A 16,756-nucleotide genomic window follows, 5' to 3' on the forward strand; every position below is an offset into this window, starting at 1 on the left:
AGCCTCCAGACCCCTCCAGACGTGCTCAAACACTGCAAGGAGCCGCACCTGTGAGCAGTGCCGACCAGACCCCCACCGCCAGTGCCGAGCTGCGCGCCGACATCCGCCGACTGGGCGACCTCCTGGGCGAGACCCTCGTCCGCCAGGAGGGCCCCGAGCTCCTGGAGCTCGTCGAGCGGGTCCGGGCCCTGACGCGCAGCGACGGCGAGGCCGCCGCCGAGCTGCTGGGCGACACCGACCTGGAGACCGCAGCGAAGCTGGTGCGGGCCTTCTCCACGTACTTCCACCTGGCCAATGTCACCGAGCAGGTGCACCGCGGCCACGAGATGCGCGAGCGGCGCGCGGCCGAGGGCGGACTGCTGTCCCGCACCGCGGACCGGCTCAAGGACGCCGACCCCGAGCATCTGCGCGAGACGGTCAGAAACCTGAACGTCCGGCCCGTGTTCACCGCCCACCCGACCGAGGCCGCCCGGCGCTCCGTACTGAACAAGCTGCGCCGGATCGCCGAACTGCTGGAGACCCCCGTCAGCCCCGCCGACCGGCGCCGGCACGATCTGCGGCTCGCCGAGAGCATCGATCTCATCTGGCAGACCGACGAGCTGCGGGTGGTACGGCCCGAGCCGGCCGACGAGGCGCGCAACGCGATCTACTACCTGGACGAGCTGCACGCCGGTGCCGTCGGCGACGTCCTGGAGGACCTCGCCGCCGAGCTGGAGCGGGTCGGCGTCGAACTGCCCCCGGGCACCCGGCCGCTGACCTTCGGCACCTGGATCGGCGGCGACCGCGACGGCAACCCCAATGTCACCCCCGCGGTGACCTGGGAGGTGCTGATCCTCCAGCACGAGCACGGCATCACCGACGCGCTCGACGCCATCGACGGCCTGCGCGCACTGCTCTCCAACTCCATCCGCTACACCGGCGCGACCGAAGAACTGCTGGGCTCGCTCCAGCGGGACCTGGAGCTGCTGCCGGAGATCAGCCCCCGCTACAAGCGCCTCAACGCCGAGGAGCCGTACCGCCTCAAGGCCACCTGCATCCGGCAGAAGCTCGTCAACACCCGCGAGCGCCTCGCCAAGGGCACACCCCACGCCGAGGGCCGCGACTACCTCGGCACGGCCGAGCTGCTGCACGATCTCACCCTGATTCAGACCTCGCTGCGCGCCCACCGCGGCGGACTCTTCGCCGACGGCCGCCTGGACCGCACGATCCGCACGCTCGCGGCCTTCGGACTGCAGCTGGCGACCATGGACGTACGTGAACACGCGGACGCCCACCACCACGCGCTCGGGCAGCTCTTCGACCGCCTCGGCGAGGAATCCTGGCGCTACGCCGACATGCCGCGCGACTACCGGCAGAAGCTGCTCGCCAAGGAACTGCGCTCGCGGCGGCCGCTGGCGCCCACACCCGCGCCGCTGGACGCGGCGGGAGACAAGACCCTGGGGGTCTTCCACACCGTCAAGGAAGCCTTCGAGCGCTTCGGGCCCGAGGTCATCGAGTCGTACATCATCTCGATGTGCCAGGGCGCGGACGACGTCTTCGCGGCGGCCGTCCTGGCGCGCGAGGCCGGACTGATCGATCTGCACGCGGGCTGGGCGAAGATCGGCATCGTGCCGCTCCTGGAGACGACGGACGAGCTGAAGGCCGCCGACGTCATCCTCGACGGCATGCTGGCGGACCCCTCCTACCGGCGTCTGGTGTCCCTGCGCGGAGACGTCCAGGAAGTCATGCTCGGGTACTCCGACTCGTCGAAGTTCGGCGGCATCACCACCTCGCAGTGGGAGATCCACCGTGCGCAGCGCAGGCTGCGCGACGTCGCGCACCGCCACGGCGTACGGCTGCGGCTCTTCCACGGCCGCGGCGGCACCGTCGGCCGCGGCGGCGGCCCCTCGCACGACGCGATCCTCGCGCAGCCGTGGGGCACGCTCGAGGGCGAGATCAAGGTGACCGAGCAGGGCGAGGTCATCTCCGACAAGTACCTGATCCCGTCGCTGGCCAGGGAGAACCTGGAGCTGACGGTCGCGGCGACGCTGCAGGCCTCGGCGCTGCACACCTCGCCGCGCCAGTCCGACGAGGCACTGGCGCGCTGGGACGCGGCGATGGACACCGTCTCGGACGCCGCGCACGACGCCTACCGGAAGCTGGTCGAGGACCCGGATCTGCCCGCGTACTTCTTCGCGGCAACCCCCGTGGACCAGCTCGCGGACCTCCACCTCGGCTCGCGCCCCTCACGCCGCCCGGACAGCGGGGCCGGGCTCGACGGTCTGCGGGCCATCCCCTGGGTCTTCGGCTGGACACAGTCGCGGCAGATCGTGCCCGGCTGGTTCGGCGTCGGCTCGGGCCTCAAGGCGCTGCGCGAGGCGGGCCTTGACACGGTCCTGGACGAGATGCGCGAACAGTGGCACTTCTTCCGGAACTTCATCGCGAACGTCGAGATGACGCTGGCCAAGACGGACCTGCGGATCGCCCGCCACTACGTCGACACGCTCGTCCCCGAGCACCTGCAGCATGTCTTCGGCGCGATCGAGGCGGAGCACGAGCTGACGGTGCGTGAGGTACTGCGGATCTCGGGCGGTGAGCGGCTGCTCGACTCCAACCCGGCGCTGCAGCAGACCTTCGCCATCCGGGACGCCTATCTGGACCCGATCTCCTACCTCCAGGTCTCACTGCTGGCGCGCCAGCGCCAGGCGGCGGAGAAGGGCGAGGAGCCGGACCCGCTGCTGGCGCGTGCGCTGCTGCTGACGGTCAACGGTGTGGCGGCGGGCCTGCGCAACACCGGCTGACGGCACGGCTCACAGCACCGCTCACGGCACGGCTCACGGCACGAGAATCGGCCCCTCCCCGCACGGGGAGGGGCCGATTCTCATACGGACGCGTCAGTGCTGCTGAGCCTTGCGGCGTCGCGCGAGAAGGTAGCCGCCGGCGCCGACCAGCGCCGCGGCGACCGCCGAGATGGCCCCGACCGGGGCGCTCGAACCGGTCTCCGCCAGGTCACCGCCGCCGTTGGCGGACGGGGACGGGGCGGCCGTCGGGGCCGCGGAGTCGGACGAGGTGGGCTCGGTCGTCGGCTCCTCGGAGGGCTTCCCCGAAGGCTCCTCGGAAGGGCTGCCGGAAGGCTGCTCGCTCGGCTCGCTGTCGTCCTCGCAGTCGGTCCAGAAGACCTTGTGCTTGGCCTTGCCGTGCTCGCCGTCGAAGTTCCAGATGAGCTTGTAGTGCCCGTCGGGCAGGGTCTTGTCGTCCGTACGGCCGTGACCCTCGCCGTCGAGCGTCAGCGAACCGCTGTCCGCGAGCTTGCCCTTGGTGCCCGTGGGCGGCATCTCGACGATCTTCCAGTCGACTTCCTGGGCGCCGTCGAAGCCAAAGGCGTCGAGATAGAACGAGCAGACGTGCGGCTCGTTCTTACGGAGTTCTTCGCCGGTCTTGGCGTCGTGGATTTTCACGGTGCCGTTGTCGCCGGGAGGGGTGGCGTGCGCGGCGGGAGCGGCCAGCAGCGAGAGCGCCGCTGCAGCCACCAGGGCGCCGGTTGACCTGAGGGTGCGCATGGGCAATCCAACGGGAGAAGGGACGGGTGCCGTGGGGGTGGCGGCTCAGCGTCCTGTGAACCCGCGCGTCCGTCAAGACACTTGGTGTCGCATCCGCACCATGAGTTGCTGATTGCCCCAATAGTCCTGGATAACGATCAGGTGAATGCGGCGTTCCGGTAAGGCGGTTCGGGCTTGCGGGCCGCGCGTCCGGTACGGACTCAGAGCGCGAGGAAGGCCCCCACCAGCAGCGCACCGCCCGTCGCAGCGGTCGCCCAGGCGATCCGGGTCAGCCGCAGCCCGCCCCCGATGACCAGACCCGCGAGCAACAGGGCACCCCCCATCGGGTGCCAGGCATAAAGCGCACCCGCCGTCCCCGTGCGGACCAACTCCTCACTGTCCGGCTTGAGAACCACCGGGAGCTCCGCGCCCTTCTTCACCGCGACCGACTTCTCGATCGTCATGCCCTCGCGGGGAGCGGCCGAGCCCTCCGGGTCGTACGGACCGGTACAGGTCTTCTCACCGCAGTCGGCCACCGTCAGCGTGCCGTGCTCGCGGCCCTTGGCGAGCAGTACGTGCTGTGCGTCGCCCCACGACGCCCAGAAGCCCGCGACAAGGAGCAGCAAGGCAACACCGGCCATCGCGGCACGACGACCGTAGAGGAGCATGTGAGTCCGGTTCGAGCTCATGGGGCGCGATCCTTGGCCATGGGCGCACGCCCGGTCAACCTGGGACCCCGGCTTATCAGGAGTTGTACGTACTTTGCGCCCGCTCCAGGCCGTCGATCACCAGACACTCCACCGCATCCGCCGCACGGTCCACGAAGTAGCCCAGCTCCTTGCGCTCCGCCGAGGAGAAATCCTTCAGCACAAAGTCCGCGACCTGCATCCGGCCCGGCGGACGGCCGATCCCGAACCGCACCCGGTGATAGTCCGGTCCCATCGCCTTCGTCATGGATTTGAGGCCGTTGTGCCCGTTGTCGCCGCCACCCAGCTTCAGCCGCAACATGCCGTAGTCGATGTCCAGTTCGTCATGGACAGCCACAATGTTGGCGAGCGGCACCTTGTAGAAATCGCGCAGCGAGGTGACCGGACCGCCGGAAAGATTCATGTACGACATCGGCTTGGCGAGAATCACCCGGCGGCTGCCGAGCCCGGCAGGACCGATCCGGCCCTCCAGGACCTGCGCCTGCGCCTTCTGCGCACGCTTGAACGTGCCGCCGATGCGCTCCGCGAGGAGGTCGGCGACCATGAACCCGACATTGTGCCGGTTCGCGGCATAGTCGGGCCCGGGATTGCCGAGGCCCACGACGAGCCAAGGGGCATTCGCGTCGGACATCTGCGCTGCGTCTCCTCGCGTGCGGTTGCGTACGTACAGACAGGGAAACGGGGTGGCGGGCCGCAGCCCGCCACCCCGTCAAGCCAAGCTCAGGCAGAGCCTACGGCTCAGGCCTCGGCGCCCGCTTCGCCCTCGGCCTCGGCCTCGGCGGACGGCTCCTCGGCCTGCGCGGCCAGGACCTGCAGGACGACGGTGTCGTCCTCGACGGCCAGGGTCGTGCCGGACGGCAGCGGCACGTCCTTGGCGAGGATGGAGTCGCCGGCCGCAAGGCCCGCGATGGAGACCGTGACGGACTCCGGGATGTGCGTGGCCTCGGCCTCGACCGGCAGGGCGTTCAGCACGTGCTCGACCAGGTACGCACCCGGGGCCAGCTCGCCCTCGGTGTGGACGGGGATCTCCACGTTGACCTTCTCGCCGCGCTTCACGATGAGCAGGTCGACGTGCTCCAGGTAGCCCCTGATCGCGTCACGCTGAACGGCCTTCGGGATGGCCAGCTCGGTCTTGCCCTCGACGTCCACGGCAAGCAGCACGTTGGAGGTACGCAGGGCGAGCAGCAGCGCGTGGCCCGGCAGCGTGATGTGGACCGGGTCGGAACCGTGACCGTACAGAACACCGGGAACCTTGTTCTCACGGCGGACGCGACGGGCCGCACCCTTGCCGAACTCGGTACGGATCTCGGCGGCGAGCTTCACCTCGGACATGTGCACTCCTCGTATGGCAGAAAAATCTGGTGGCGGTCACCCGGCCACGACAGGCCTGCTACGAAGAGCGCGTCGATAACGGACCGCCGTACCAGTGGGTACGGCCTCCCTCGCCGAGCAACTGCGCCAGTCTACCCGCAGCCCCCCGAGCCACCCAATCGATCAACGAGGAGGGGCCGCACCCACCGGGTGCGGCCCCTCCTCATACGTGACCGAGGCGCTTACGCCTGCTCCTCGAAGAGGCTCGTCACCGAACCGTCCTCGAACACCTCACGCACCGCGCGCGCGATCGTCGGCGCGATCGACAGCACCGTGATCTTGTCGAGCTCCAGATCGCCTGGGTCGGGCAGCGTGTTCGTGAAGACGAACTCGCTCACCTTCGAGTTCTTCAGACGGTCCGCCGCCGGGCCGGACAGGATGCCGTGCGTCGCTGTCACGATCACATCCTCCGCACCGTGCGCGAACAACGCGTCCGCCGCCGCGCAGATGGTGCCACCCGTGTCGATCATGTCGTCGACCAGGACACACACGCGGCCCTCGACCTCACCCACGACCTCGTGCACCGTCACCTGGTTGGCGACATCCTTGTCCCGGCGCTTGTGGACGATCGCCAGCGGAGCGTCCAGACGGTCGCACCAGCGGTCGGCCACGCGCACACGGCCCGCGTCGGGAGAGACGACAGTGAGCTTGTTGCGGTCGACCTTCGCGCCCACGTAGTCCGCAAGGACCGGCAGCGCCGACAGATGATCGACCGGGCCGTCGAAGAAGCCCTGGATCTGGTCGGTGTGCAGATCGACCGTAAGAATGCGGTCCGCACCCGCCGTCTTCAGCAGATCGGCGATCAGCCGGGCCGAGATCGGCTCGCGGCCGCGGTGCTTCTTGTCCTGCCGCGCATAGCCGTACGACGGGATGATCACGGTCGTGCTCCGGGCGGAGGCCCGCTTGAGAGCATCGATCATGATCAACTGCTCCATGATCCACTTATTGATCGGAGCCGTGTGGCTCTGGATCAGGAAGCAGTCCGCACCACGAGCCGACTCCTGGAAGCGGACATAGATCTCGCCGTTCGCGAAGTCGAAAGCCTTCGTCGGCACCAGGCCCACACCCAACTGGTGCGCGACCTCCTCGGCCAGCTCGGGGTGGGCGCGGCCGGAGAAGAGCATCAGCTTCTTCTCGCCGGTCGTCTTGATCCCGGTCACAGCACAGTCTCCTCAGACGTGTTCTCTGGCCGCGGGCGTACTGAGCGCGAGCCAGCCGAAATTGCGTGCACGTATCACGGTACGCCGAGATCGGCGCACCCGTTTCCGGTCAGTTCTCCTCGGCGACCGCTTCCGTTGCCGCCTGAGCCGCCTGCGCGGCCGCGCTGCCCGGGCGCTTACGAGCCACCCAGCCCTCGATATTCCGCTGCTGGCCCCGCGCGACAGCCAGCGAACCCGCGGGCACATCCTTCGTGATGACCGAGCCGGCCGCCGTGTAGGCACCGTCCCCGACCGTGACAGGCGCCACAAACATGTTGTCCGAGCCCGTCTTGCAGTGTGAGCCGATCGTCGTGTGGTGCTTCGCCTCGCCGTCGTAATTCACGAACACACTCGCCGCGCCGATGTTCGAGTACTCGCCGATCGTCGCGTCACCGACATAGGAAAGATGCGGCACCTTGGTGCCCTCGCCGATCGTGGCGTTCTTCATCTCCACATACGTACCGGCCTTGGCCTTGAAACCGAGGTTCGTACCCGGGCGCAGATACGCGTACGGACCGACCGAAGCCGACTCGCCGACCACCGCGGAGACCGCCACCGTGTTGTCCACACGGGCCCCCGCGCCCACCTGCGTGTCCTTGAGACGCGAGTTGGGGCCCACCTCAGCGCCCTCAGCCAGATGCGTCGCACCCAGCAGCTGAGTGCCCGGGTGCACGATCGAGTCCCGCTCGAACGTCACCGTCACATCGAGGAACACCGACGCCGGGTCGACAACCGTCACTCCGGCCATCATCGCCCGCTCCAGCAGACGCTCGTTGAGCAGCCTGCGCGCCTCGGCGAGCTGCACACGGTTGTTGATGCCGAGGATCTCGCGGTGGTCACCCGCGACCGAAGCGCCGACCCGGTGACCGGCCTCGCGCAGGATGCCGAGAACGTCGGTCAGGTACTCCTCGCCCTGGCTGTTGTCCGTACGCACCTTGCCGAGCGCGTCCGCGAGCAGCTGCCCGTCGAAGGCGAAGACACCGGAGTTGATCTCCCGGATGGCCCGCTGCTCGTCGGTGGCGTCCTTGTGCTCGACGATCGCGGTGACGGCACCCGTGACGCCGTCCCGCACGATCCGGCCGTAGCCGGTCGAGTCGGGCACCTCGGCGGTCAGCACGGTCACGGCGTTGCCGTCGGCCGAGTGCGTCGCGGCGAGCGCGGTCAGCGTCTCGCCGGACAGCAGGGGAGTGTCACCGCACACGACGACGACGGTCCCCTCGGGGGTCCGGCCGAGCTCTTCGAGCGCCATCCGCACGGCGTGGCCGGTGCCGTTCTGCTCGGCCTGGTAAGCGGTGCGGGTACCGGCGTAGTGCTCGGCGAGATGCTCCTTGACCTGCTCACTCGCGTGGCCGACAACGACGACGAGGTGCTCGGGGTCCAGCTCGCGTGCCGCGGAGACGACATGTCCGACGAGCGAGCGCCCGCAGATTTCGTGCAGGACCTTGGGGGTCTTCGACTTCATGCGGGTGCCCTCACCCGCTGCGAGGACGACGACGGCTGCCGGGCGGTTGGCGCTCACGAGAATGCCCTTCGGCTTCGGGTGGTGGACATCCGAAGGATACCGGGGGGTTTCGGGGGGCAAATAAGGGCGGGTCCTGACCGTGGAGGTCAGGACCCGAACTGAGAAGCTCCCCCGCCAGGACTTGAACCCGGACAGATGGCACCAAAAGCCACAGTGCTGCCAATTACACCACGGGGGATGAAATGCGACGAAACCGGACATTAGGTCAGGCCGCCGGATCGGCACCCAACACTATGCCGTACCAAGCGCCTTCCATGCGACGGTAGAGATCGGCGCTCTTCGTGACGTAGATGACCAGGCAGCCTCTGTAGGCGTCGGTGGTGTTCTTCCGTGTGGTCCTCGGGTTGTGCTTCTTGAGCGTTGCCCTCTGGAAGGCGGAAGTGTCGACGCCCGCCAGGTTCGCCCAGAATCGTTCGGCCTCGGGGACATCCGCCGACTCGTGGATGCTGACCCGGAAGTGCATGCGCTCGCGCGCGACTGCGAGGAGTTCGAGCCAGCGCAAGAACAGCTTGATCACATTGGGGTCGCTGTTGATGAACTGGAGAACCTCGCACCTGCGGTACGGCTTGTCCTTGGCGCCCTCGGCCCAGTAGAGCCCGACGCCGATCAGGAACAGTTCCCTGTCGGACAGGCTGCCGATCTCCTGATGGGCTGCGAGCTTGGCGGCCTTGCGTTCCTCGTCCTGCGCGTCTCTGAGTTTCTTGAGTCCTGCGTTCATGAGCGCCCGGTGCTCTTCGGGCGTGTAACGCGGCTGCGGCTTCGGCAGGTCCCGTACCCACAGCGAGATCGAACTCTTCGAGCAGCCCAGCTCCGCCTGTATCTGGTCGTAGGTCATGCCCTGGAGCCGCAGCTCGCGGGCTTTCTCCCGAAGGTCGTCCTTCGCGTTCGGGCGCTTCGTCCACTCCGGTGGGGGCTCGCCCTTCACCAGGCGGTTCAGGATGTCGTTGTTGTGGACGTTCAGGCGGTCGCGGATCTGGCGCAGGCTGAGCCCCTCCCGTCGCAGCGCGATCGCCTGCTCGCGGAGCCCCTCGAAGTCGGCGTACTTGCCGTGGATCGCTGTCATACGGCGAGCGTCGTCCGGAATACGGACGTCCGGGTCGAAAGTCCGCTCGATTCACCGGATCGTGCGATCTACGTCTGTTTCGTTCCTGTTCGAACTCGTTCCGTGCTGTCCCACTCCCCGGAAATTGACTCGCGCCCGCCCGTAGGCTGGATGCATGACCACAACGGGGGCACAGCAGGACGCCACGGGCAGGCCCGCCCGTACCTGGCTGTGGTGGGGACGACGGCGCAGTGTCGCACTGGATGTGGGGCTCGGGCTCGTCTCCGCCTTCGAGTGCGCTCTGGAGGGTGTGGGCTTCGCGGACAAGGCCGCGATTCCCGTGCCCGTCGGGGTGCTCTTCGGGCTGATCGTCGGATCCGTGCTGGTGCTGCGGCGGCGATGGCCGATCGCCGTGGTGCTGGTGTCGATCGCGACCACGCCGGCCGAGATGGGCTATCTCATGGCCGTCGTCGGGCTGTACACACTCGCGGCTTCCGATGTGCCGCGCAGGATCACGGCGACGCTCGCGGGGATGTCGCTGGCCGCGACGCTGATCGTGACATTTGTACGGGTGCACCAGGACGTGGCGTCGGCGGATTTCGATCCCGGCGCCTGGTACGTGCCGACGATGGCCGGCTTCATGGCGCTCGGCCTGACCGCGCCGCCGGTGCTGTTCGGTCTCTACATAGGGGCGAGACGCCGGCTCATGGAGAGCTTGCGGGAGCGCGCGGACTCGCTGGAGCAGGAGTTGTCGCTGCTGGCGGACCGGGCCGAGCAGCGGGCTGAGTGGGCGCGGACGGAGGAGCGGACCCGGATCGCGCGGGAGATGCACGACGTCGTGGCGCACCGGGTGTCTTTGATGGTGGTGCATGCGGCGGCGCTGCAGGCGGTCGCGTTGAAGGATCCGCAGAAGGCTGTGAAGAATGCCGCGCTGGTGGGGGACATGGGCCGGCAGGCGTTGACCGAGTTGCGGGAGATGCTCGGGGTGCTGCGCGCGGGGGAGAAGGAGCGCGCGGTGTCTCCGGTGCCGCTGGCCGCTGTCCGGGTGGCGGCTGCTGCGGCTGCTGCCGCGGCGGCCGACGACGGGCCGAGTCTGGCGGATCTTGAGGGTCTGGTGGGCGAGTCGCGGCAGGCGGGGATGGTGGTCGAACTTGCGGTGCAGGGTGAGGTGCGGGAGTACGCGCCGGAGGTTGAGCAGACCGCGTACCGCGTGGTGCAGGAAGCTCTGACGAATGTCCATAAGCATGCGGCGGGGGCCAAGGTCTTGGTGCGTCTCGCGCATCGTGACGCCGAGGTGGCCATGCAGGTGGAGAACGGCGCTCCGGACGCCAGCGGCACGGCGGCGGTCGCGGGGTTGCCCAGTGGCGGCAACGGTTTGGTGGGGATGAGGGAGCGGGTGCTGGCGCTGGGCGGTGTGTTTGTGTCGGGGCCGACGGATGCTGGTGGTTTCCGGGTGTCGGCGGTGCTGCCGGACCGGGAGGGGTTTTCCGAGTCCGCTTGAGGGGTGTTTCAGCTCAGGGTCAGGCGGGTTGGCTGGATGCCGGTGATCAGGGTGGCGAGTGCCCGGTCGATGTCCGGGCCGAGGTACCAGTCGCCGGTGTGGTCGAGGCTGTAGACGCGGCCTTCGGTGTCGATGGCGAGCACGGCCTGGTGGTCGCCTTCGTCGCCGAGGGGTGCGACTTCGGTGTCGAGTGCTCGTCCCAGGTCGGCGAGCGTACGGGCCAGGTGCAGCCCGGCCAGGGGGTCGAAGCGTACGGGCGTGGGAGCCGTTTGCCGTCCCGGGCCGGGTGCTGTGACCCGCAGTCCGCCGAACTCGGCCCAGGCTTCGACGGCTGCCGGGAAGACCGTGTGCCGGTGGCCGCCCGGTGAGACGTGCGAGCGCAGCGTGTCCGCCCAGTGTTCGGCGAGCTTGATGTCCCAGCGGCCGGGCTGCCATCCGGCTTCGCGCAGGGCGGCGTCGACGGCGACGGGGAACCGGGTGGTGCTCAGGTGGTCGGGCATCGGTGGGGGATCAGCCGTTCTCGGGTGCGGTCGGATCGACGGGGCGTACTCCGAAGTGGTCGAGCATGGCCGTACAGGAGCGGCAGGGTGGTGCGTAGCTGCCGTGCAGCGGGTCGCCGTCCTCCCGGATCCTACGTGCCGTCAACTTCGCCTGTTTCAAGGATCGTTTGGCTTCGCTGTGGGTGAGTGGCTTGCGTTGTGCCCGTTTTGAGCGCTGCGATTCGGCTGCTGTGAGGTGGCGGGAGAGCAGGATCGCCTCGGGGCAGCGGCCGGTGAAGCGTTCGCGCTGGCCGCTGGTGAGGGTGTCGAGGAAGTCCTGTACGAGTGGGTGGAGTGCGGGTGGTTGGTCGGCCTTTCCGGCGGTGCTGGTGAGGGTCTCGCCGCGTACGGAGAGTGCGGCGGCGACGGCCGGCAGGATGCCGTCGCGACGGTGGCCAAGGGCGGGCGGCTGGAGGGCCTCGGTGCTGCTCCAACTGAGGCGTGGATCACCCGATGTGTTTGGTTGCGCTGTGTGCATGGTGTGTTCGTCCCCTCCCTGCACTCCCCCGAGTTGATGGCACAGCCTGCCAAATGGGGCTGGTGGTGCGGAAGCGGGGGCACTGAAACGTGTCGACCCGTCGGCATTCGGTCACACGATTGTGACTGTTGGTGATGGAGGTGGAGCGTCGGATCTCCCTGTTGCACCACCGCATAGGCTGTCCTGAACCAGCCGGAACGCAGCAGGGGGCAACCGCCATGACGACAGGTCGGCTCGGGCACAAGGCCGCGCCACCGAACGCCGCCTATGCCGGGCAGCTCGTGAACTTCCCGGACCCGGTCCGGGCCTCTCGCCACCCTAGGGGTGTGCGGATGGACGAGAACGGCTATCCGGACTTTTCGCCGTACGCGCGTGCCGCCGCGGAGATCGCCGAGCCCCCGGAGGGTTTCGGGGTCGACGAACTGCGGCTCACCGACTACGTATCGGCGAACGCGGCTCTGCACGCCGATGGCCATGCGCTGTGGGACACGGTTCCCGCGGTCGCGACGCCGCACGGCTGGACCTGGCACCACGTGCCGGGTACGCGCCGTCTTGAGCTGGTGCCGGTCGAGGTGAAGGCGCTGCTGCGGCACCACGGCGGTCTGGCGACGGCGGCCGTGGACCACGGCAAGCGGGGCACGCGGCCGCTTCAGGAGACCCGGCCCGCGCATTTCGGGCTGCCCAAGGGTGTGGTCTCGGTGAGTGAGCAGCAGTTGCTGGGCGTGGAGGAGGACCTGGGTTACCGGCTTCCCGGCGCGTACCGCACCTTCCTGAAGGCGGCGGGCGGCTGTGCCCCGGTGGGGGCGGCGCTCGACGCCGAGTTGGGGCTCCTTGTCGACCAGCCGTTCTTCACGGTGCGGGACGAGGCGGCGGTCAATGACCTGGTGTACGTGAACAAGTGCCTGCGGGACCATCTGACGAAGGACTATCTGGGTGTCGCGTTCGTGCAGGGCGGCATCCTGGCCGTGAAGGTGAGGGGCTCGGCGATCGGCTCGGTGTGGTTCTGCGCGTACGACGACGCCCGGGACCAGGACGGCTTGAGCGTGCAGCAGCGTGTGGAGCGGCTGCTGTTGCCGTGCGGCGACGACTTCGACGGTTTTCTGCGCCGCCTGGCGGGAAATCCGCCGGAGCTGGAGACGGTGGCGAACCTGATGGTGGACGGCGGCTTCGCGCGCGTCGTCCCGATCCCGGACGAGGGGTGACGGTCCGATGGTGACCTTCGCGCAGGCGCAGGAGCGCGCGGAAGAGTGGGTCAACGGCGATGTGCCCGCGTATCAGCACCGCGAGGTGCGGGTGCGGGAGTTCGAGCTGGGCTTCGTGGTGTGGGCGGAGGACCGCGAGGGCGGGGCGCGCTCGGACGGCGGGGAGCAGCGGCTGGTGATCGCGCGGGACAGCGGTGAGGCGACGCTGTGGCCCGGGCTGCCGGTGGGTGAGGTGATCCGCCGGTACGAGGAGGAGTACGGGGTTCAGGAGGCGGCCGCGGCCGCGCCTGAGCCGCCGCAGCGGATCGACCTGAACCAGACGTCGTTTCTGTTGAGTCCGCCGGAGTGGCTCCAGGAGGCGGCGAACAAGATCGGGATCCCGGACCGGCGGTCGCCGGAGCGGGCTGAGGTTTCGGGGTCGGCGGCGGCTTCCGGTGGGGCCGAGCCTGCGGGTGCGGGTGCGTCGCCTTCGGGCGCGGCCGATCTGGCGGGTGCGGGTGGGCCGTCGTCGGGGGCGGACTGGTCTGCGCCCGACGCGGCTTCGGCTGCGACGGGCCCCAACGCTTCGCAGGCGGGCGGGAGTTCGTCGTCCGCGTCCGGTTCGGCGTGGCCCGCGGCCGGGTCCTCGGCCGGGGCTTCGGCCGGTTCGCAGGCGTCTGCGGTCGGGTCGTCGGGTGCCAACGCCTCGCAGGGCGGGGCCGGTTGGCCCAGTGCCGGTGGCGGTGGCTACGAGCCCACGGCCTCCGAGGGTGTGCCCGCCACGCCGCCCGGGGCCACCCCGTGGACGGAGACCGGCGGGGCCGGGTCGGACGACGCGTCCGTACCGCTGCCCGCCACCGTTTTCGCGCCGCCGATCTCCGGGTCGGACGACGACGACATTTCGCCTGCGGCTTCGGGCGCCGAGGCGCCGACCGCGCTGATGTCGGGCGGCAGTCAGCTTCCGCGGACCACGGTCGCCCCGGCCCTCGACCAGCCGGGAGCCGGTGCGCCTGCCGGACCCGCGGTACCCGCCGCACCTGCCGGACCCGCCGCACCCGCCGGACCCGGCGCCGCCGACATCGCGGACGCGGCGACGAGCAAGGCGGTCCTGCCGCCGCGTGCCGCCCGTGGCGCGGGGCGCGGCAGCGGTTCGACGACTCCGCCGCCGCCCGGCGCGCCCGGCACTCCGGGTGCGCGGCCCGGCGCGACGCCGCCGCCGTCGGGGCCGGGTGCTCCCGGTGCTCCGGCGGGCGGTTACCTGCCGACGCAGCTTGTCTCGCAGGTGGGCCCTGAGGGGCCCCAGCCTCCCGGTCCTCCCGGTCCCCCTGCTCCTCCTGGTTCGACTCCGCCGCCGGGTGGTGGCGTTCACCATGCCGCGACGATGCTGGCGGACCCGAGCCAGATGGGTCCCGGCGCGCCGCAGCCGCCCGGTCCGCCCGGTCCGCCCGGACCTCCCGGTTCGACTCCGCCGCCGGGTGGCGGAGTCCACCATGCCGCGACGATGCTCGCCGGTCCTGCCCCGGCGGGCCCTGGCGCTCCGCAGCCGCCCGGCCCGCCGGGTGCTCCTCCCGGCCCGCCGCCCGGTGCCGTACCGCATGCGCCCCAGCCGCCGCACGGCGGTCAGCCGCCCGCGTACGGCTATCCGCCGCAGCCGACCGGCATGCCCACCGTCGGCCCCGGCTATCAGGCCGTGCTGCGCTACCGCGCGCCCGACGGCTCCGAGGCCCAGCTGATCCGCCGCTCGGCGCCCGGCACTCCGCACCCGGAGTGGCAGATCCTGCACGAGCTGCGGGCCATGAACGTGCCGCCGCAGCAGGTGCTTGAGCTGCACACCGAGCTGGAGTCGTGCGAGCTGCCCGGTGCGTACTGCGCGCGGATGATCCGGGAGACGTGGCCGCAGGCGCGTATCACCTCGATCGCCCCGTACGGCAGGGATCACGCGTCCCGCCAGCAGGGCATGCGGCAACTGCTGGCGCACCAGGGCGAGTTGCATCAGGTCGCCGACGGTCCGGCGCGCCCCGCGCCGGTGCGTGCCCCGCTGCCGCAGATGCCGCCGGCCCCGCCGATCCCTCCGGAGGGCATCGCGCAGGAGCTGGTGGCGGCGTTCGGGCCGCAGGGCATCTGCCGGTTCGACCAGCGGGGCGTCTCGCGTCAGGGTGTGCCGGACATCGTTGCGGCCACGCTGGTGTGGGCGGGTCTGCCGGGCGACTTCAACCCGTTCTTCTGGGCCCAGCCCGCCCAGCCGGTCGTCCCGACGCTTGCCGAGCTGGCGGCCCAGCGTCAGGTGCAGCCCGCGGCGGACGCGGGTTCGTATCTGGTGGTGGGCAGCGACTTCGGCCGGGCGATCTGCGTCCAGTACGGCACGGCGCACATTGTCGCTGTCCCGGTGGAGGCGGGCCCGGGCGGTCAGCCGGTGGCGCCGCAGTTCGTGAACAGCGGCCTGCCGGAGTTCGTCCGCTGTCTGGCCCTGCTCGGCCGGATGTGGCGCCTGCGCTTCAACCTCAACCCGGAACAGGCGGGCCGCTGGACGGTCGACTTCCAGGCCCAGCTCGCCGCCCTCGACCCGGCGGCACTCGCGTCACCGGAGAGCTGGTGGTCGGTGCTGCTTGAGCAGATGTGGGACGGACTGCTGTAGCGCTGTCCGTACGACCGGGGCGCCCGGCCTGCCACGGCAGGCCGGGCGCCCCGTTTCATGTGTGACAAACCATCCACCGTTATGTGTGGAGTGTCGCATTATGGGCGTATCGCTCTGATCCAGCAGGATGGCGGCAATGTCGCATTGTGGGTCGGAGAGGGGCTTGAAGGATGAGTGCTGCATCGGTGTCACCTCACGGCTTCGTCGCCGTACGCGGCCGTGGCTACCCGGCGGCGGAGACCGACGCCTATGTCACCGCCCTCTCCCAGGACCGCGACCACGCCTGGGAACGGGCCGCGCGGCTCACCGTGCTCGCCAAGGAGATGGAGGCGGAGGCGGCCGGGCTGCGCGAGGTGGTGTCGGGTCTTGCCCCGCAGACGTACGAGGCGCTCGGCAGTCGCGCCCAGTACCTTTTCGCCCTCGCCGTCGAGGAGTCCGACGAGCTGGTGACAGGCATCCGCAACGAGGCGCAGGCGCAGGTCGACGCGGCCGAAGAGGCGGCCCGGCAGAAGCGTGACTCGGCGCGCGAGCAGGCCGATTCCCTGCGCACGGATGCCGACTCTCGCGCCCAGCAGATTCTGCGCGCCGCGCAGGCGGAGGCCGACGAGATGCGCGTGGAGGCCCGCCGCGAGGTGAAGGAGCAGCGCGGGGAGGCCTTGGCCGCGTGGAAGGAGATGCGCCGGAGGGCCGACTCCCTGCTGGCCGACCTGGAGCGGGAGCAGGCCGAGCGCTGGGAGGCGCTGGAGCGTGAACTCGCTGACCGGCAGGGAGAGTTGGACACCGGCCTTGCCGAGCTCAGCACCTACGCCGAGTCCGCCCTCGCGGAGGCCGAGCGTGCCTTCGCCGAGGCCCAGCAGTACGCCCGCCACGGCCAGGAGGACGCGGAGGCGCGGGCAGCGGAAGTGATCGCCGAGGCGGAGGGTCGCGTGGAGCGGATCGCGCGGGAGACGGAGCGGATGCTGCGGGAGCACGAGGAGTCCCGCGAGGGGATGCAGGCGCACATGGCGCACGTCCGCAACAGCCTGACGACGCTCACGGGGCGAGCGGCGGCGGAGGGCTGACG

General features: G+C 70.0%; 14 protein-coding genes and 1 tRNA gene. 5 read left to right on the forward strand and 10 right to left on the reverse strand.

The genetic code is table 11. The features are described from left to right. Positions 1 to 50: 50 nt before the first annotated feature. Positions 51 to 2,780, forward strand: coding sequence for a phosphoenolpyruvate carboxylase (gene ppc / locus OHA61_RS23065; RefSeq protein ID WP_406304638.1), 2,730 nt, complete (start codon positions 51 to 53; stop codon positions 2,778 to 2,780). Positions 2,781 to 2,873: 93 nt separating this feature from the next. Here ppc and OHA61_RS23070 read toward each other — a convergent pair whose 3' ends face one another. The 8 genes from OHA61_RS23070 to OHA61_RS23105 form a co-directional block, all read right to left on the reverse strand. Continuing rightward, positions 2,874 to 3,539, reverse strand: a complete 666-nt coding sequence (locus tag OHA61_RS23070; RefSeq protein WP_406304639.1) for a PT domain-containing protein — start codon at positions 3,537 to 3,539, stop codon at positions 2,874 to 2,876. A gap of 200 nt (positions 3,540 to 3,739) precedes the next feature. Then, the gene (locus OHA61_RS23075; RefSeq protein WP_406304640.1) at positions 3,740 to 4,207 is read right to left on the reverse strand and encodes a hypothetical protein; all 468 of its coding nucleotides are present in this window, start codon (positions 4,205 to 4,207) and stop codon (positions 3,740 to 3,742) included. A gap of 55 nt (positions 4,208 to 4,262) precedes the next feature. After that, complete coding sequence (gene pth / locus OHA61_RS23080; protein WP_361918906.1) at positions 4,263 to 4,856, reverse strand: aminoacyl-tRNA hydrolase; 594 nt, start codon at positions 4,854 to 4,856, stop codon at positions 4,263 to 4,265. 107 nt (positions 4,857 to 4,963) lie between these two features. Then, positions 4,964 to 5,557 carry a 50S ribosomal protein L25/general stress protein Ctc gene (locus OHA61_RS23085; protein WP_361906503.1) on the reverse strand — a complete coding sequence of 198 codons (594 nt, stop codon included), beginning with the start codon at positions 5,555 to 5,557 and terminating at the stop codon, positions 4,964 to 4,966. 221 nt (positions 5,558 to 5,778) lie between these two features. Beyond that, entirely contained in the window at positions 5,779 to 6,756 is a 978-nt protein-coding gene (locus OHA61_RS23090) for a ribose-phosphate diphosphokinase (protein ID WP_328676976.1), read from the reverse strand. A 109-nt stretch (positions 6,757 to 6,865) separates the two neighbouring features. Further along, a complete protein-coding gene (gene glmU, locus OHA61_RS23095; RefSeq protein ID WP_406304641.1) occupies positions 6,866 to 8,314 on the reverse strand; it encodes a bifunctional UDP-N-acetylglucosamine diphosphorylase/glucosamine-1-phosphate N-acetyltransferase GlmU in 1,449 nt (482 codons plus the stop codon). A 109-nt stretch (positions 8,315 to 8,423) separates the two neighbouring features. Next, a tRNA-Gln gene (locus OHA61_RS23100) sits at positions 8,424 to 8,495 on the reverse strand. 27 nt (positions 8,496 to 8,522) lie between these two features. Continuing rightward, positions 8,523 to 9,380: a hypothetical protein gene (locus tag OHA61_RS23105; RefSeq protein ID WP_406304642.1), complete on the reverse strand. Its 858-nt coding sequence runs from the start codon at positions 9,378 to 9,380 to the stop codon at positions 8,523 to 8,525. 154 nt (positions 9,381 to 9,534) lie between these two features. Here OHA61_RS23105 and OHA61_RS23110 point away from each other — a divergent pair, with 154 nt between their 5' ends. After that, on the forward strand, positions 9,535 to 10,860 hold the full coding sequence (locus tag OHA61_RS23110; protein WP_406304643.1) for a sensor histidine kinase: 1,326 nt from the start codon (positions 9,535 to 9,537) through the stop codon (positions 10,858 to 10,860). An 8-nt stretch (positions 10,861 to 10,868) separates the two neighbouring features. Here OHA61_RS23110 and OHA61_RS23115 read toward each other — a convergent pair whose 3' ends face one another. Together OHA61_RS23115 and OHA61_RS23120 are read right to left on the reverse strand one after the other, a co-directional pair. Next, positions 10,869 to 11,360, reverse strand: coding sequence for an SUKH-3 domain-containing protein (locus tag OHA61_RS23115; RefSeq protein WP_406304644.1), 492 nt, complete (start codon positions 11,358 to 11,360; stop codon positions 10,869 to 10,871). 10 nt (positions 11,361 to 11,370) lie between these two features. Continuing rightward, on the reverse strand, positions 11,371 to 11,877 hold the full coding sequence (locus tag OHA61_RS23120; RefSeq protein ID WP_389371847.1) for a YwqJ-related putative deaminase: 507 nt from the start codon (positions 11,875 to 11,877) through the stop codon (positions 11,371 to 11,373). A 218-nt stretch (positions 11,878 to 12,095) separates the two neighbouring features. Between OHA61_RS23120 and OHA61_RS23125 the strand changes: the two genes are divergently transcribed. From OHA61_RS23125 to OHA61_RS23135, 3 genes are all read left to right on the forward strand, one after another. Continuing rightward, on the forward strand, positions 12,096 to 13,079 hold the full coding sequence (locus OHA61_RS23125) for an SMI1/KNR4 family protein (RefSeq protein WP_406304645.1): 984 nt from the start codon (positions 12,096 to 12,098) through the stop codon (positions 13,077 to 13,079). 7 nt (positions 13,080 to 13,086) lie between these two features. After that, positions 13,087 to 15,693 (forward strand): SUKH-4 family immunity protein, encoded by a 2,607-nt coding sequence (locus OHA61_RS23130; protein WP_406304646.1) that lies wholly within the window; start codon positions 13,087 to 13,089, stop codon positions 15,691 to 15,693. A gap of 170 nt (positions 15,694 to 15,863) precedes the next feature. Then, positions 15,864 to 16,754, forward strand: a complete 891-nt coding sequence (locus OHA61_RS23135; protein WP_406304647.1) for a cellulose-binding protein — start codon at positions 15,864 to 15,866, stop codon at positions 16,752 to 16,754. Positions 16,755 to 16,756 lie beyond the last annotated feature (2 nt).

This window comes from Streptomyces sp. NBC_00885 (assembly GCF_045207475.1).
Classification (GTDB): Bacteria; Actinomycetota; Actinomycetes; order Streptomycetales; family Streptomycetaceae; genus Streptomyces.

Excerpts from the sequence above, each read along its gene's own strand:
- OHA61_RS23110 (WP_406304643.1), top strand. The coding sequence starts at position 9,535 with ATGACCACAACGGGGGCACAGCAGGACGCCACGGGCAGGCCCGCCCGT.
- OHA61_RS23070 (WP_406304639.1), bottom strand. The coding sequence starts at position 3,539 with ATGCGCACCCTCAGGTCAACCGGCGCCCTGGTGGCTGCAGCGGCGCTC.
- OHA61_RS23075 (WP_406304640.1), bottom strand. The coding sequence starts at position 4,207 with ATGAGCTCGAACCGGACTCACATGCTCCTCTACGGTCGTCGTGCCGCG.
- OHA61_RS23115 (WP_406304644.1), bottom strand. The coding sequence starts at position 11,360 with ATGCCCGACCACCTGAGCACCACCCGGTTCCCCGTCGCCGTCGACGCC.
- OHA61_RS23135 (WP_406304647.1), top strand. The coding sequence starts at position 15,864 with ATGAGTGCTGCATCGGTGTCACCTCACGGCTTCGTCGCCGTACGCGGC.
- OHA61_RS23105 (WP_406304642.1), bottom strand. The coding sequence starts at position 9,380 with ATGACAGCGATCCACGGCAAGTACGCCGACTTCGAGGGGCTCCGCGAG.
- pth (WP_361918906.1), bottom strand. The coding sequence starts at position 4,856 with ATGTCCGACGCGAATGCCCCTTGGCTCGTCGTGGGCCTCGGCAATCCC.
- OHA61_RS23130 (WP_406304646.1), top strand. The coding sequence starts at position 13,087 with ATGGTGACCTTCGCGCAGGCGCAGGAGCGCGCGGAAGAGTGGGTCAAC.
- OHA61_RS23085 (WP_361906503.1), bottom strand. The coding sequence starts at position 5,557 with ATGTCCGAGGTGAAGCTCGCCGCCGAGATCCGTACCGAGTTCGGCAAG.
- OHA61_RS23125 (WP_406304645.1), top strand. The coding sequence starts at position 12,096 with ATGACGACAGGTCGGCTCGGGCACAAGGCCGCGCCACCGAACGCCGCC.
- OHA61_RS23120 (WP_389371847.1), bottom strand. The coding sequence starts at position 11,877 with ATGCACACAGCGCAACCAAACACATCGGGTGATCCACGCCTCAGTTGG.